This window comes from Streptococcus sp. 1621 (assembly GCF_013276615.1).
GTDB lineage: Bacteria > Bacillota > Bacilli > Lactobacillales > Streptococcaceae > Streptococcus.
Window position 1 is genome coordinate 32,834 of sequence record NZ_VMLJ01000025.1, and the last position, 16,399, is coordinate 49,232.

The following is a 16,399-nucleotide window of genomic DNA, read 5'->3' on the forward strand; positions in this document are numbered from 1 at the left end:
GTTCAAAAAATGCCTTATCTTTTTTCATTATACAAATTTTCTTTCAACTTCGTCACAACCCCATTCCCTTGTAGAGAAGTAAGACTGCGAGTCCTACGAACAACACTAACGCTACCAGTCTCTGACTAGCGCCATACATCCGTCTTTCTCCTCTAACTGGAAAGATAACTGCTAGAAATGCGCCACCAACTGCACCTCCGATATGACCTGCTAGACTGATTCCTGGAATCAGAACACTTCCAATAATGTTAATCACAAAAAGTGTCAGATAAGATTGCCCCAACTGCTGGATATAAGGATTACGCGTTGCATAGCGAAGAACAATAATCGCAGCAAATAGCCCATAGAGAGAAGTAGAAGCTCCTGCTGCTAAGGATTTTGGACTAAATACAAAAACAAAGAGATTGCCCATCATTCCAGATAAGAGATAGAGAAAGCAAAACTTCTTGGATCCGAAAATCTCCTCTACTTGCCTACCAAGATAATAGAGCGAAAGCATATTAACAATGAAATGCTCCCACCCAATATGAACAAAAATAGCAGAGAAGAGACGCCAAACCTGCTCGGGAAAGAGCCGAATAACAGGCCCATACATAGCTCCAAATCGAAATAGGGTATCTGCCCTGTAAAAGTTTCCTCCTGTGGTCACCAACATTAGTAGAAATACCAAGGTCGTCACTAAGAGGAAGAAACTCGTCACAGGGTAACGCCTATCAAAGATTTCTTTCATCAATCAGAACCTCCTGAACAGGAATATCATGCTTTTCAGGGATAAAGTCCTGAACTTGATAATGATAAACCGTACTCAAAGTATGACCAGTAAACTGTTCCAGATAGCGGTCATAATAACCTCCGCCATAGCCAATTCGATAACCCTTTGTCGTAAAAGCCAGCCCCGGAACATGAATCAAATCAATCTTAGAGGCATCCAATACTTCCAAATCTCCCTGTGGTTCCAGTAAGCCAAAGGAAGTTTTTACCAACTGCTGCGGATCATAGACCACAAAGTCCATGTGCCCCTTGGGATAGGTTTTGGGTATCAGAACCTTCTTGCCATCCTTCAGCGCCTGCTCAATCAATCCCTGCGTTTGAAACTCATGAGGAAAAGAGAGATAGGTTGCAATAACCTTGGCTTCTTGGTAAAAGGGGTGTTGTAACAATCGCTCGGTTAAAGCTTGCTCTATAGCCTGTTTTTGCTCTTGAGATATAGTCTTCATTTCTTGCAAGACTTGCTTGCGTAATTCTGCTTTCATAGACAATTCCTCTACTCTGCTGCCTTCTTTTTCAGGAAACTAGAGACCGCATCCACCCCAATAGATAAAGCCTCTTCCTTAGGACTCATTTGAGGGTGATGAAGAGCGTAGGGACTATCGATACCTAGCCAAAACATAACACCATCAACCTTTGAAAGAAGATAACCAAAGTCTTCACCTGTCATAGCAGGCTCGATATCAATCAGCTCGATTCCGTCTTTTTCTTCAAAGAAATCCATCAGTTCACGCGCCAAGGCTGGATTGTTCTCAACAGGTAGGTATCCACCTTGCTTGAGTTCCACTTCAACTTCCATATCAAAGGCAGCTGCAACTCCTTCTGCAACTGTTTTGACCCGCTTTTGCACCAAGAGGCTCATATCCTGAGTTAAGGCACGAATAGTTCCATGTAAAAAGGCTGTGTCTGTGATGACATTGTTGGTTGTTCCAGCCTGAAAAACGCCAAAGGTCACCACTGCTCCCTCGATTGGGTTGACATTGCGGCTGACAACTGACTGCACTTGGGTTACAAAGTAACTAGCCGCCACCAAAGCGTCATTGGCTTCATGCGGAAAGGCTGCGTGGCCACCTTTGCCTTTGAAACGAATCTTCACCTCACAAGTCCCTGCAAAAAGTGTATGAGTATTGGTCGCAATCTGGCCAACTTTCAGATCTGGACGGACATGGAGGCCATAAAACTGGTCTGGCAACCAGTCTCCAAAAGCGCCATCCTCATACATGAGCATGCCACCAGCTTCATTTTCTTCAGCAGGCTGAAATAGGAAGAGTAGATTGTTCTTTGGTTGCTCCTCAAGGGCGCGCTCAAGACAGCCCAAGGCAATGGTCATGTGGAAATCATGTCCACAAGCATGCATACTACCTTGGTGCTGAGAAGCGAAAGGAAATCCTGTTTGTTCAACGATAGGCAGACCATCAATATCTGTCCGCCAACCAATGGTCCTCTCTGGCTGACTTCCCTGCAAATAGACCAAAATACCTGTCCGCCAAGTACGAACTTGAACAAACTTCTTGCCCGCAGTCAATTTCTCAATCACATCTAGCAAATAAGCATGAGTCTTGAACTCCTCCAAGCCAATCTCTGGAATCTGGTGCAAATCTCGTCTAGTCTGAATCAAATCTAACATCTATCTGTCCTCCTATATAGCAGAAAGAGGCTGGAAGAAGGGTTCCGCCTCTATTTTTCTTTTACAATTATAAGGTACGAAGCGCATCTTCTAGCGCTGTTTTTTGTTGGGTTTGGGCATCAATCTCTTTGATGATACGAGCTGGAACACCTGCTACTACTACGTTTTCTGGGACATCTTGGGTAACAATAGCTCCTGCTGCGACAACTGAACCACTACCGATTTGAACTCCTTCGATGACCACTGCATTAGCGCCGATAAGAACATTATCTCCAACACGGACTGGTTCTGCGCTAGCTGGCTCAATCACACCTGCAAGAACGGCACCTGCACCAACGTGACTGTTTTTCCCAACAATAGCACGGCCACCAAGGATAGCCCCCATGTCAATCATGGTTCCTGCACCAATTTCAGCACCGATATTGATGACTGCTCCCATCATGATAACAGCACTGTCACCAATTTCAACTTGATCACGGATAATCGCACCTGGCTCGATACGAGCATTGATAGCACGTTTATCTAGCAAAGGAACGGCAGAATTACGAGCGTCTTGCTCAACAACATAGTCTTGATTTTCTACCAAACCATCGAGAAGCGGAGCAACATCTTTCCAGTCTCCAAATAAGACATTCCCTAGTTTAACAATAGAGCTAGGTACAGCAGTTGCAAGTTCTCCCTCAAAGGTTACTTTCACACTGGTTTTCTTTTCAGCATTGGCGATAAATTGAATAATTTCTTGTGCGCTCATTTTTGTAGCAGTCATAAAAGGCCTCTCATTCTTTATAATGATAACTATTCTACCAAAAAAGGCCTCAAATTTGAAGCCTTTTTGTCTGTTTTTAGGTATGATTTTTTAGGGATGTGAGATAAAACGTGCTGTCGGTAAAAGCAAGCCCCTACCGATACAACCTAAAAACACTCTTCACAACTATCTCCCCGTGTTTTATTGACTATTCTAGTATAGCACACTTTTAGAATTAAGAAAAGACTTTTATCTACTTTCTTTCGCTTCTTCTATAGACAAAAATATCATAGGCAAAATAATCAAGGCCATCGCTAGAAGAAGGGACCAATCCACTACCAATCCTAAGAACAAAACACTCAAGAGAGCAGAAGAGAGAGGTTCACTGGCACTGATAACAGAAACCACCAAAGGAGAAACCAAGGACACTGCCTTCATGGAAATGAAAAAGGCAAAAGCCGTCCCGAAAAAAGCGATAATGAGGCAAATCAAGATACCCCAAATATCCAGAGTAAAGGAAAGCTGGTAAACCGGCGAGAGGACATTGCTAAATAAACCTGCCAAAATCATCCCCCACCCAACCGTAGGTACAAAACCATAGCGTTTCGCAAAAGGTTGGGGTAAGATAACATTAAACATAACCCCCATGGCACTCAACAGACCTGTTATAAGGGCTAGTGGCGTCATGGATAACTGAGAGAGATCGCCTTTTGTCGCCATCAGGCAAACACCCAGCATAGCAATCAAAACATAGAAAATAGCACTTTTTGACGCTCGTTTTTGATAAACCAAGCGATTGTAAAAGAGGATAAAGACAGGGCTAATAAACTGTAAAATAGTCGCTGTCGCTGCATTTGAGTATTCTACACAGAGATAGAAAAAATATTGGACTGAAAAAATCCCCAAAATAGCATAGGCCAAAAAGGGCAGGTAATTTTTCTTGTCTCGCCAAATATCAAACACTTGCGATTTTAATTGCATCGCAGACCAAATGAGTACAAGACTTCCTGCCAGTGTCAAACGCATAGAGGTAATCCAGCCCGAAGACACCTGATAATGAGTAAAGAAGTACTCTCCTAAAATCCCACAGATTCCCCAGATTAGGCCGGATAGAAGAGAATAAATGGTTCCTTTAACAATCTTTTTCTGATACTGATTCATACCTTTATTGTAACACGAAAGGAAAAAAGAAAAAAGTGGCAATCCATTGATTGGCCACTTCATTTAGCACAGTTCATAGAACTTATCGTCTCGCCCTTGAAGAAGAAGGTCGTGTAATACTTGAGTTACTGCTATCACTAGAACTACTACTTGAACTACTTGAACTGCTGGAGCTTGATGGAGTTGGTAGTGTGCTAACGATACTTGACCAAGCATTCTGATAATCTGCATCACTTCCACCAATAGCAAAGCGATAACTAGTCGTTGGCGCTCCTGCCTTATTAGCCCAATAGCTGGTAACAGTCGAACCTGTGACCTCTACCTCTTTTCCTTCAACAGAAACCTTCCCTGGTTTTTGACCTGTTGATTTCAAGACTTCGGATTTTACGACACTAGGATCTAAAGCGAAGCGCTCGTTCCCCCAAATGCTTGGGGAGGCTTGCTGAATCGCATTTACCAGATGAGCCATGTAATTAGAGTTATTAGAATAACCTGCTCTACGTGACAGCGAATGATTATCATCATGCCCAATCCAGCCACCCAGGGTTAATCTAGGTGTCGAAAGCATGAGCCACATATTTTCGTCTTGGTTGGTTGTACCAGTCTTCCCAATCCAATCTGCATTAGCCAGAGTAGGATTTAAAGAAGTCAGATTCGTCTTGAAGGTTGTTGTCACACGAGAGGATAGAACTTCTCGCAACAAGCCCTGCATAATCGTCGCAGTAGCTTTTGAATAGACTTGAACTGGTTTATCCTGATATTCATACACCACTCTACCATCTGCTGCTTCAATTTTAGAAATCACATGTTTTTTATGATATAGACCATTATTTGCTAGGGTCTGATAGCCATTGGTATGCTGGGCAACTGTGACTTCAATACCACCACCCATTGGCAAGCTCTCAATACCGTACTCAGGAATCTCGTAACCCATCTTTTCCATATAACCCTTGACATCAATACCCTTTTCACGAAGCATACGATAGGTCCAGTAAGCAGGGATATTCCATGAATAGTTCAGAGCTTCTCCCAAGGTCATCATTCCTGTTCCCTTACTATTAGCATACATAATCGGATTCCCATTGGCAAAGTTTGTTGGATAGTTAGATAGAATCGTTTCGCTTCCCATCAAGCCCTGGTCAATAGCAATACCGTAGGCCAGCAAAGGCTTGGTAGTAGAAGCTGGTGAGCGCTTGGTATCAAAGGCATGATTGTTTTGATTTTCTTGATAATTACGACCACCTACAAAGCCTAGAATAGCACCTGTTTGGTTGTCCATCAGGACATTCCCTACTTCTACACGACCTGTTCCATCGTCTAAAAGATAGCCATAGTCAGCAACCGCACTTTGCATAGCAGAATGAATTTTCTGGTCTATGGTAGTAGTAATTTTATAACCACCATTTTCAATTTCCTTGGATGCCAAATCGCGATAAAACTTCTGAGTTGCCTCATTTTTCAACTCCTTAGCGGAGACATTGTCTCTCTGAGTTAGATAGTCATACATACGTTCTTGAGCTTCTGCCAAGGCTGTAAAGTATAAATAGCCTCGTGACACACCTATGACTGTAGCTGAAGGGAGAAAGTCCTGTTTAAGATTGTAATCCTTATATTGAGAATACTCGTCTTTGCTTAAGGCACCTGTACGATACATACTGTAAAGAACTGCCTTAGCCCGTCTCAAGCCTATTTCTAAGTCTTCATCACTCTTCAACTCTCCAGTATTTTCATAAGGAGAATAGGTAATGGGACTCTGTGGAAGTCCTGCTAAAAATGCTGCTTGAGGAACCGTCAACTGACTTGCATCTACACCGAAAATCCCCTCAGCTGCCTGCTGAGCCCCTGCAATATTCTGTCCCTTATTATTTCGGCCAAAGGGAGCCACATTGAGATAGGTCGTTAAAATCTCATCTTTATTCATGGCGCGTTCCAAGGCAAGAGCATCCACAATCTCTGTCGCCTTACGAGCCAAGGTAGGCGCATCTCCAACCACCTGCTGTTTAATCAGTTGCTGGGTCAAGGTTGAACCCCCACTAGAGGAACCCAAACCTACAAATTTCCCCAAGGTCGCACGAATCACCGCCTTGGGCACTACACCCTTATGTTCTTTAAAGTGTTCGTCTTCCGTCGCAATAATAGCCTTCTTCAGATTTTCCGAAATTTGCTCAGATGAGATAGAAGTGCGCAACAAGTCACTCTCTATGGAAGCAATCACCGTCCCGTCCGAATAGGTAATCTCTGAAATAGAAGAGATGTCCTTGACCTGATTCACCAATTCTTCTGTCTGAGGCACCCGTACCTTGTCAAACAAGGCCACTCCGTACCCCAAAGCAATCCCAGCTCCCAACATTCCTCCTAGAAAACCGAGCACAAAGAGCAAGTTAAATAGGGCTTTTATACTCAGTAAAATAGCTGGAAAAATGGCTGGCCTATCTAGTGATTTAGATTTTTGGGCACTTGAACCTTTCTTGCCAGGGCTAGCTGATTTTTTATTTTTTTGTTTTTGCTGGAAAAATTCCAGCATTTTTCGTTTTAATTCATTTAATTGATTTTGCATGGATTTCCTCACTCTATCTATTATACCATAAAAGGGAAACTTTCAATAAAATAGCCACTTTCTTCCCTATTCTGCTAGGCTATTGCCCAAGTTTGTGATACAATAGGTAGAAACAATAATTTAAAAAAGGAGAAAAGACACATGCACATTTTTGATGAGCTAAAAGAGCGTGGTTTGATTTTTCAAACGACTGATGAAGAAGCTTTGCGTAAAGCCCTAGAAGAAGGTCAAGTTTCTTATTATACTGGCTACGATCCAACTGCTGACAGCCTTCACCTAGGCCACCTTGTCGCAATCTTGACAAGTCGTCGCTTGCAACTAGCAGGTCACAAACCTTATGCGCTCGTTGGCGGTGCTACTGGTCTCATCGGAGATCCGTCCTTCAAAGATGCTGAACGTAGTCTCCAAACAAAAGACACAGTAGATGGCTGGGTCAAGTCTATCCAAGGACAACTTTCTCGTTTTCTTGATTTTGAAAATGGCGAAAACAAGGCTGTCATGGTCAACAACTACGACTGGTTTGGCAGCATCAGCTTCATTGACTTCCTCCGTGATATCGGAAAATACTTCACTGTCAACTACATGATGAGCAAGGAATCTGTGAAAAAACGAATTGAAACAGGAATTTCTTACACTGAGTTCGCTTACCAAATCATGCAAGGTTACGACTTCTTCGTTCTTAACCAAGACCACAACGTAACGCTTCAAATCGGTGGTTCTGACCAGTGGGGAAATATGACAGCTGGTACCGAATTGCTTCGTCGTAAAGCTGACAAGACTGGCCACGTAATCACAGTACCGCTTATCACAGATGCAACTGGTAAGAAATTTGGTAAATCAGAAGGAAATGCCGTCTGGCTTAATCCTGAAAAGACTTCTCCATACGAAATGTACCAATTTTGGATGAACGTTATGGACGCAGACGCTGTTCGCTTCTTGAAGATTTTTACTTTCTTGTCACTTGATGAGATTGAAGACATCCGTAAACAATTTGAAGCAGCTCCACACGAACGCTTGGCACAAAAAGTCTTGGCTCGTGAAGTCGTTACACTTGTTCACGGAGAAGAAGCTTACAAAGAAGCCCTCAACATCACTGAGCAACTCTTTGCAGGAAACATCAAAAACCTTTCTGTCAAAGAGCTCAAACAAGGACTTCGTGGTGTGCCAAACTACCAAGTACAAGTAGATGAAAATCACAATATCGTGGAACTGCTCGTGTCATCTGGTGTGGTTAACTCAAAACGTCAAGCCCGTGAAGATGTCCAAAACGGAGCTATCTACGTAAACGGCGACCGTATCCAAGACCTTGACTATGTCTTGAACGACGCAGATAAGCTTGAGAACGAACTGACTGTTATCCGTCGCGGGAAGAAAAAATACTTTGTACTGACTTACTAAACTGTTCAACATTTACCTATAGAAAAAAGGAGTTGCCCTCGAGAAAGGTAACTCCTTTTTGTTGTTGATAATCACATCTATCTAGCCTTAATAGACAGGCTACGCAGGACTATGCGTAAGGTTGTTAGATTATGTAAGATAGAGAGATTTGAAGGACTGAGCCAATTAAACAAGCCAAAGCCAATCAAACTACTATTTACGACAACGGTATCTTGAATATTCTTCTTGATGAGTGTTTGCAAAGATGATGATAGCCAATCCAACTCTTGGAAGAAATCCAAACGATTATCTAACAATAAGATATCGCTCATCTGCTTAGAAATATCTGCACTCTCATTCATCACCACACCGATATCTGATAGGGTTAGAGCAGCTGAGTCATTCAACCCATCCCCAACCATCAAAATAGTGTGACCTGCTTTCTGCAGTTCCTCTACTAACTCAAATTTCCCATCAGGTTTCAAGTCTGTATAGACCTGATCAAAGGGCAAATCTTTGACTAATTCCTCTGTTCTAACCAAGGTGTCCCCTGTTGCCAGAATCAATTTTTTCCCTTGTGCCTTAAGTTTCTCCAAGGCTGCTTTTGCTTCTTTTCTCAAAGGAGTATGAATACAGAACATTCCAATCAATTCATTCTGATAAGCCAAGAATAAGAGATTGTAGTGACTCTTGTACTCTTCAATTAAAGCATGTTGTTCTGAACTGATATGAATCTGTTCATCCTGCATCAAGACATAATTCCCAATAAGAACTGGTTGCCCATCTATATGAGATTTAATCCCCTTGCTTGCGATATATTGGAGTTTCCCATGCATTTCCTCATGTTCAATTCCCTCTATCTCGGCTTGCTTGACGATGGCATTAGCAATAGGATGATAAATGTGTTCCTCAAGACAGGCACTGATTCTGAGAATATCTTCCTCACTATAGTCCCCAAAAGGTAACACCTTTTCAACTATCGGATAGCTAGTTGTGATTGTTCCCGTCTTATCAAACAAGAAAGTATCAACTTCCAGATATTTCTCCAGAACATCCCCATCCTTAATCACCATTTCACGATTCAACCCCTCCTTGATAGCTGTCAAATAAGCTACAGGAGTAGAGATTTTCAAAGCGCAGGAGAAATCGACCAATAGGAAAGAAATAGCCTTCGAAAAAGAACCTGTCAATAGGTAAGTCAGCCCAGCCCCCAAGAAATTATATTTGACGACCTTGTCCGCCATCTTGATGAAATAGCGTTGTTTCGTTTTCTTGTTTTCTTCAGATTTCTTCATCAACTCAATCAGCTGTAAAATACGGCTGTTCATCTGATTATCGGTTACACGAATGCGTAGCTCCCCAGTCTCCAAGACTGTGTTTGCACAAACCGAATCAGACTCTCTTTTTTCAACTGGAAAACTCTCTCCCGTCAAGGAACTTTCGTTGACCATACCTAAACCTGAAACTACTTGTCCATCAAACAGAATTTCATTTCCTTGAGATAGGACCAAGACATCTCCTATTTGAACGTCGGAACTCTTGATACTAACGACCGTATCGCCCTGTACTAAGAATACATCGCTCTCTTTTGCAAGAAGACTCTGTTCTAAATCTGTTGCAGTTTTTTTCAAGGACCACTGATCTAAATGATTCCCCAAATCAAGCATAAACATGATATTGCTAGCTGTCTTAGATTGGTTCATAAACAAGGACAATAAAATCGCCGAACAGTCCAAAACCTCCATCGTTAGTTCCTTACGCGCTAGTGTTTGATAGGCTTCTCTAATATAACCAAAAGCCTGATAACAAGTCCATATATAGCGAATAGGATACGGCACAAAACTACGAAAAAGTATACGCTTAATCGCTGCACCTGAAACTATAGAATAAGCACTCTCTTCTCTACGAATGGGAAGAGTCATCAACTCAGAAACATTCCCTTTATCAATTCTTTTTAAAAAGGCTTCTGCATTATCTAATACAGAAAAGCCTTCTTTTATACGTAGAGTAAAGTGCTGTTGATCCATGTAAAACTGGATAGACTCAATCCCCTTTTCATCTCTCGCCAAGGAACGAAGATAGTCTTGAATATCCAAGGTGAGTGAAAAAGAAGATGATAGTCGGATATGTTGGTATCCTCTATGTAGCACTTTAAAAGACATATTATTCTCCTATAAGGCTATCTAATTGCTCTTCTTTTTTCTCTTGCTCGTACAAATATTTGGCATCTTGCAAGACATCGTCTCCATGTTGCTTCACAACAGAAACAGATGCGTCTAGCCCGTCTTTCAACTTGTAAGCCTTAGCCAAAGCTTTAGAATAACCTTTTTTAGCTTCCTTACTTGCCAAGATTTTCAAACCAAGGGTACCAAATGCAACTCCACCTAAAAAGAGTGATGATTTTTTCGCAACTTTTGCGACGGTCAATACTTCTTTTAACATACTTATTTCCTCCTAGCTATTATTATATAACAATTTAGATATAAAAGCAATTTAATTTTGGCACTTTGAAAAGTAATTATACTACTATTTAATTTTATTACAAATCATCCTAAAGTTGCTTTCATTTGCCTCTTTTGATACACTTAAACTATGAATACAAATCTCAAACCTAAACTCCAGCGTTTTGCTTCTGCGACTGCCTTTGCCTGCCCTATCTGCCAAGAAAATCTGACTCTGGTAGAGACTAGTCTCAAGTGCTGCAACCGTCATTCTTTTGACTTGGCTAAATTTGGCTATGTCAATCTGGCACCTCAAATTAAGCAATCTGCTAACTACGACAAGGAAAATTTTCAAAACCGCCAACAAATCCTAGAAGCTGGATTTTACCAAGCTATTCTAGAGGTCGTCTCTGATTTACTTTCAAGCTCAAAAAATGCCAAAACAATTTTAGATATCGGTTGTGGTGAAGGTTTCTACTCTCGTAAACTCCAAGAAAGTCACTCTGAAAAAACTTTCTATGCCTTTGACATCTCCAAAGATTCAGTCCAAATCGCTGCCAAGAGCGAACCCAACTGGGCAGTCAACTGGTTCGTTGGTGACTTGGCTCGTCTTCCTATAAAAGACGCTAGCATGGATATCCTGCTTGATATCTTCTCACCTGCCAACTATGGAGAATTTCGTCGCGTTTTATCCAAAGACGGTATCTTGATAAAGATTATCCCAACTGAAAATCATCTCAAGGAAATCCGTCAGAAGGTACAAGACCAGCTGACAAACAAGAATTATTCTAATCAAGAAATCAAAAATCATTTCCAAGAACACTTTACCATCCTATCTAGTCAAACGGCCTCTCTTACTAAGACTATCACAACAGTGCAACTCCAAGCCCTACTCAGCATGACCCCTCTCCTATTTCACGTTGACCAGAGCAAGATTGACTGGAGCCAACTGACAGAAATTACCATTGAAGCAGAGATTTTGGTTGGGAAAGCACTCTAAACTATACTTCCCAAAGGTATAAAACTTACCGAAAATCTTCAATATTACGAAAACGCATAAGAACAGGTGGTCAAAAACCTTAATCTTATGCGTTTTGTTATAGTTTCCATACACATTAAGGGGAAATATTTGAAATCAGTTCTTTTAATAACCATTGAATACCATATAGTACATTTACCCCAAATATGATATAGGCCGTATAAATCAAGTATTTCGATTTTTCCCGCCTTAAAGAATAGATCTTGTACAAGATAAACAAATTTAAAATAATAAATAACAGAGACAAAATCTTCCCTCCAAAATCAATCATAAAAGTAGGCAGTCAAGCATAGTTCTAATCTTTATTTTCGATTCGAGATAACAAACTTATCAATAAATAGCAAGTGAAATAAGGCAAGTGTAATTCCAAATAAGCACCCATGATAAGAGATTTCTTGATGGGTAAGGGGGAAAAGAGTATCATTACCCGCCAAGAGGCAGGTCAAAATGATAAATAAAATCCAAAATAAATCCGTCCATTTATATTTTGAAAAATATTTTTTCCACATAAAAACACCTTCTTTCCTACAATTATATTATAATACTTTATGTAATCGAATACAAGGGGTATGAGGTTGAAAGAGAGTAAAAAGCAGTATTTAAAGCCTTCACTGTATCTATGATTTCTATCTTTTTAAGACAAGATTGACTCAAATCTACATCATTAAAAAAGCGAATTTCAATCGAAACTCGCTTTTTTACAAAATGTATTAGTATAAATTTGTATCTTAGTTCAAGTGCCAGATATCTTCGTTATACTGAGCAATTGTACGGTCAGATGAGAAGAACCCTGCTTTAGAAATGTTAACGATGACTTTATCCAACCATGCGTCACGGTCTTCGTAGTCAGCCAACATTTGCTCTTTCACTTTGATGTAATCTTCTAAGTCAAGAAGAGTCATGAACCAGTCTTTGTTGATCAATTCATTGTAAAGACGTTCCAAGCGCTCTTTATTTCCAGCTGCAAGAACTGCATCGCTAACGATGAAGTCAACCAATGGTTTGATAGCTTTACGAGCGTAGAATTCGCTTGATTTGTAAGCTGCTTTTGCGTAAAGGTCGATAACAGTTTCTGAATCTTCACCAAAGATGTAGATGTTTTCGTCGCCAACCAACTCAGCGATTTCCACGTTAGCTCCGTCCATAGTACCAAGAGTCAAAGCTCCGTTCAACATGAATTTCATATTACCAGTACCTGAAGCTTCTTTAGAAGCAAGTGAGATTTGTTCTGAGATATCACATGCTGGGATAAGGAAGCTTGCTGCAGTAACGTTGTAGTTTTCAACCATAACTACTTGCAAGTGTGGAGCTACTGCTGGATCGTTAGCAATAACTTCTGACATGCAAAGGATCAAGTGGATGATGTCTTGAGCGATTGTGTAGGCTGGAGCTGCTTTACCACCAAAGAAGATTGTGATTGGGCGAGCAGGGATGTTCCCAGCTTTGATGTCAAGGTATTTGTGGATCACGTACAAAGCGTTCATTTGTTGGCGTTTGTACTCGTGAAGACGTTTGATTTGGATATCAAAGATAGAGTTTGGATTGATTTCTACACCTTGGTGTTCTTTCAAGTGACGAGCCAATTTACGTTTGTTGTGAGCCTTGATGCTTTCCAATTTTTCTTTGACAGCTGCTTTGTCTTCATAAGACAAGAGTTTTTCAAGCTCATCAGCTTCATGGTGCCAACCATCTCCAAGAATCTCATCCAAGTAGTGAGACAAGCTTGGGTTAGCATGCATGAGCCAACGACGGAAAGTGATACCGTTTGTTTTGTTGTTGAATTTTTCTGGGTAAAGGTCATAGAAGGCTTTCAACTCAGAGTTCTTCAAGATTTCAGTGTGAAGTGCTGCTACTCCGTTAACGCTGTATCCGTAGTGGATATCCATGTGAGCCATGTGAACACGTCCGCTCTCATCGATAATTTGAACAGCTGGATCTTTGTATTCTGCTTTCACGCGACGGTCCAATTCTTCGATGATTGGTACCAAGTGAGGAACCACTTCTTGCAAGAATTCAAGAGGCCATTTTTCAAGGGCTTCAGCAAGTATTGTGTGGTTAGTGTAGGCAGTCATGCTACGAACGATTGAAATTGCTTCGTCAAGCTCGATACCACGTGCAGTCAAAAGACGGATCAATTCAGGGATAACCATTGATGGGTGAGTGTCGTTGATTTGGACAACTGCGTAGTCAGCAAGGTCATGCAAGTTGCTTCCTTTTTCGATTGCTTCGTCGATGATCAATTGCGCACCGTTTGAAACCATGAAGTATTGTTGGAAGATACGGAGCAATTCACCTTGACGGTCACTATCATCTGGGTAAAGGAAGAGAGTCAAGTTGCGAGCGATATCTGTCTTGTCAAAGCTGATACCGTCTTTAATAATAGAAGAATCAACTGAATCCAAGTCAAACAAACGCAAGCGGTTCTTCGTTTCTGTCTTGTAACCAGGAACATCAATATCATAAAGAGTTGATGTCAAAGTAAAGTCTGCAAATGGTACTTGGTAGCTACGGCTTGAGCGAACCAACCAGTTTTGCTCTGTCAACCATGCATTTGGAATTGTTTCTTGTTGGTTGTTTTTAAGAACTTGTTGGAAAAGACCAAAGTGGTAGTTAAGACCAACACCATCACCGTTCAAGCCAAGAGTCGCAATTGAGTCGATAAAGCAGGCAGCCAAACGTCCCAAACCACCATTACCAAGAGATGGTTCCAATTCAACTTCTTCGACTTCGATCAAGTCTTTACCTGCAGCAGCAAGTTCTTTTTTGACATCGTCGTAAAGACCAAGGTTGATCAAGTTGTTTGACAAGAGTTTACCAATCAAGAACTCAGCTGAGATATAGTAAACTTTCTTTTTACCAGTGTTAACTGGTTTTTGGCTACTTGCAAGCTTGCTGTAGTTAAGAAGAGCAAGGTAAAGCTCTTCATTGCTACATTCTGCAATGGTTTTATTGTAACGATTTTGTACAAATTCTTGTAGTGATAACATGTTTAAGGTGTCTCCTGATATTGTATTATTTCTTTAATTCTACCAAATTTTCATTGATTCGGCGATAGATTGTTGTCAAGTCAAGCAAACCTTCCTCGACAGCTGGTGTCAATTGTTCCTCAGTCATACGCCAAGACCAGTTTCCACCAAGGGTAGATGGGAAGTTCATACGAGCTGTCTCATCCAATTCTAGCAAATCTTGCATAGTTGCAATTGCCATGAAGCTAACTGATGAAAAGACTGTGCGAAGCATAGCGTGTGGAACTGTTTCATACTCTTTACGGTTCGTGTAGCGAGCCATGTATTCACGAGTTGGATCGTCGATCTCATTACGGTACCAACCAAGGACCGTATTGTTATCGTGTGTTCCTGTGTACATAACAGAGTTAGCAGGTGCCAAGTGTGGGCTATCGATGCTTTCGTCTTCTGGGTTGAAGGCAAATTGAAGAATCTTCATTCCTGGGAAGCCAGTACGTTCACGTAATTCGATAACTTCGTCTGTCATGAAACCAAGGTCTTCTGCAATGATGTTTAGCTCACCAAGTTCTTCCTTAACGGCTGCAAAAAGCTTGTAGCCAGGACCTTTCACCCACTCACCAGGTGCTGCTGTATCAGAACCAGCAGGGATTTCCCAGTAAGATTCGAAACCACGGAAGTGGTCGATACGAACGATGTCGTAGATTTTGAAGCTTTCACGCAAGCGTTCAATCCACCATTTGTAGCCGTCTTTGTCCATTGCTTCCCAGTCATAGATTGGGTTACCCCAAAGCTGACCAGTTGCAGAAAATTCATCTGGTGGGCATCCGGCGATGCAAGTAGCCTTACCATTGACATCTGTCTTGAAGAGATGTGGATTTGCCCACATATCGCTTGAATCTTCCGCTACGTAGATTGGCATGTCCCCAACGATTTCGATGTGGTTGTCGTTTGCGTAAGCTTTCAATTTCAACCATTGTTGGAAGAAGAAGTATTGCGTCACACGGTGGTAAACCAACTTGTCTGCTAATTGCTCACGGTAGCTTTCAAGTGCTGAAGCTTTACGAGCACGAGCATCTGCATCTGGCCATTCTGTCCAAGCAAGATTGTCAAAATGCTCTTTGATAGCCATATACTCAGCAAAGAGCTCAAGCCAGGATTGGTTGTCTTGAGCAAATTTCTCAAAATCTTTAACATCTCCGACTTCAAAGAAACGTTTCACCGCTTTTTCTAAAAGAGGACGACGTGCATAGTAAATCTTAGCATAGTCAACTTCAGACGCATCGCTACCAAAGTCAACTCCTTCAAGGTCACTTACTTCCAACAAACCTTGCTCCACCAAGATATCTAAATCGATAAAATGAGTGTTTCCTGCGAAGGCTGAGAAAGATTGGTAAGGAGAATCCCCGTAACTAGTTGTTCCTAATGGAAGGATTTGCCAGTAACGTTGTTTTGTACGAACCAAGAAATCAACGAAGTCGTAAGCACTTTGACCAAATGATCCGATTCCGTAAGCTCCTGGGAGAGAAGAGATGTGCATCAACACACCACTTTGACGTTTTTTCATAATAGCACCTCATGTGTTAAAATAATGGAACGTTGCGTATTTTAACAGACGCAAACGTTTGCGCTACTTATAAGTATACTCCTTTTCAAGCATAATTGCAAGCGTTTTTAAAAAAACTTTTTTGATTATTTTTAAGGGCTAACTTCTCAAAGTA

General features: G+C 41.3%; 13 protein-coding genes. 2 read left to right on the forward strand and 11 right to left on the reverse strand.

Features of this window, described 5'->3' with window-relative positions:
* Window positions 1–52 precede the first annotated feature (52 nt).
* From HT697_RS05840 to pbp1b, 6 genes are all read right to left on the reverse strand, one after another.
* Entirely contained in the window at window positions 53–730 is a 678-nt protein-coding gene (locus tag HT697_RS05840) for a rhomboid family intramembrane serine protease (protein WP_173218865.1), read from the reverse strand.
* Window positions 714–1,253, reverse strand: a complete 540-nt coding sequence (locus HT697_RS05845) for a 5-formyltetrahydrofolate cyclo-ligase (RefSeq protein WP_050392045.1) — start codon at window positions 1,251–1,253, stop codon at window positions 714–716. The genes HT697_RS05840 and HT697_RS05845 overlap by 17 nt, the downstream gene beginning before the upstream one ends.
* A gap of 11 nt (window positions 1,254–1,264) precedes the next feature.
* A complete protein-coding gene (locus HT697_RS05850) occupies window positions 1,265–2,395 on the reverse strand; it encodes an N-acetyldiaminopimelate deacetylase (RefSeq protein ID WP_050392044.1) in 1,131 nt (376 codons plus the stop codon).
* A 67-nt stretch (window positions 2,396–2,462) separates the two neighbouring features.
* On the reverse strand, window positions 2,463–3,161 hold the full coding sequence (gene dapD / locus HT697_RS05855) for a 2,3,4,5-tetrahydropyridine-2,6-dicarboxylate N-acetyltransferase (protein WP_050392043.1): 699 nt from the start codon (window positions 3,159–3,161) through the stop codon (window positions 2,463–2,465).
* Window positions 3,162–3,389: 228 nt separating this feature from the next.
* Window positions 3,390–4,301 carry a DMT family transporter gene (locus HT697_RS05860; protein ID WP_173218863.1) on the reverse strand — a complete coding sequence of 304 codons (912 nt, stop codon included), beginning with the start codon at window positions 4,299–4,301 and terminating at the stop codon, window positions 3,390–3,392.
* Window positions 4,302–4,383: 82 nt separating this feature from the next.
* Window positions 4,384–6,858: a penicillin-binding protein PBP1B gene (pbp1b, locus tag HT697_RS05865; RefSeq protein ID WP_173262519.1), complete on the reverse strand. Its 2,475-nt coding sequence runs from the start codon at window positions 6,856–6,858 to the stop codon at window positions 4,384–4,386.
* A 141-nt stretch (window positions 6,859–6,999) separates the two neighbouring features.
* Between pbp1b and tyrS the strand changes: the two genes are divergently transcribed.
* Window positions 7,000–8,256 carry a tyrosine--tRNA ligase gene (tyrS, locus tag HT697_RS05870; RefSeq protein WP_000546889.1) on the forward strand — a complete coding sequence of 419 codons (1,257 nt, stop codon included), beginning with the start codon at window positions 7,000–7,002 and terminating at the stop codon, window positions 8,254–8,256.
* 77 nt (window positions 8,257–8,333) lie between these two features.
* Here the strand turns inward: tyrS and HT697_RS05875 are convergent, their stop codons facing one another.
* Complete coding sequence (locus HT697_RS05875) at window positions 8,334–10,397, reverse strand: heavy metal translocating P-type ATPase (protein ID WP_173214492.1); 2,064 nt, start codon at window positions 10,395–10,397, stop codon at window positions 8,334–8,336.
* Window position 10,398: 1 nt separating this feature from the next.
* Window positions 10,399–10,677 carry a DUF6110 family protein gene (locus tag HT697_RS05880; RefSeq protein WP_000910910.1) on the reverse strand — a complete coding sequence of 93 codons (279 nt, stop codon included), beginning with the start codon at window positions 10,675–10,677 and terminating at the stop codon, window positions 10,399–10,401.
* Window positions 10,678–10,827: 150 nt separating this feature from the next.
* Between HT697_RS05880 and HT697_RS05885 the strand changes: the two genes are divergently transcribed.
* A complete protein-coding gene (locus tag HT697_RS05885; RefSeq protein WP_173214491.1) occupies window positions 10,828–11,676 on the forward strand; it encodes a putative RNA methyltransferase in 849 nt (282 codons plus the stop codon).
* A 341-nt stretch (window positions 11,677–12,017) separates the two neighbouring features.
* On the opposite strand, the gene HT697_RS10340 is transcribed toward HT697_RS05885, so the two are convergent.
* The 3 genes from HT697_RS10340 to malQ form a co-directional block, all read right to left on the reverse strand.
* Complete coding sequence (locus HT697_RS10340; RefSeq protein ID WP_240148998.1) at window positions 12,018–12,224, reverse strand: hypothetical protein; 207 nt, start codon at window positions 12,222–12,224, stop codon at window positions 12,018–12,020.
* Between the two features lie 219 nt (window positions 12,225–12,443).
* Window positions 12,444–14,702 (reverse strand): glycogen/starch/alpha-glucan family phosphorylase, encoded by a 2,259-nt coding sequence (gene glgP, locus HT697_RS05890; protein WP_000950149.1) that lies wholly within the window; start codon window positions 14,700–14,702, stop codon window positions 12,444–12,446.
* Between the two features lie 25 nt (window positions 14,703–14,727).
* Entirely contained in the window at window positions 14,728–16,245 is a 1,518-nt protein-coding gene (gene malQ, locus HT697_RS05895; protein ID WP_173253540.1) for a 4-alpha-glucanotransferase, read from the reverse strand.
* Window positions 16,246–16,399 lie beyond the last annotated feature (154 nt).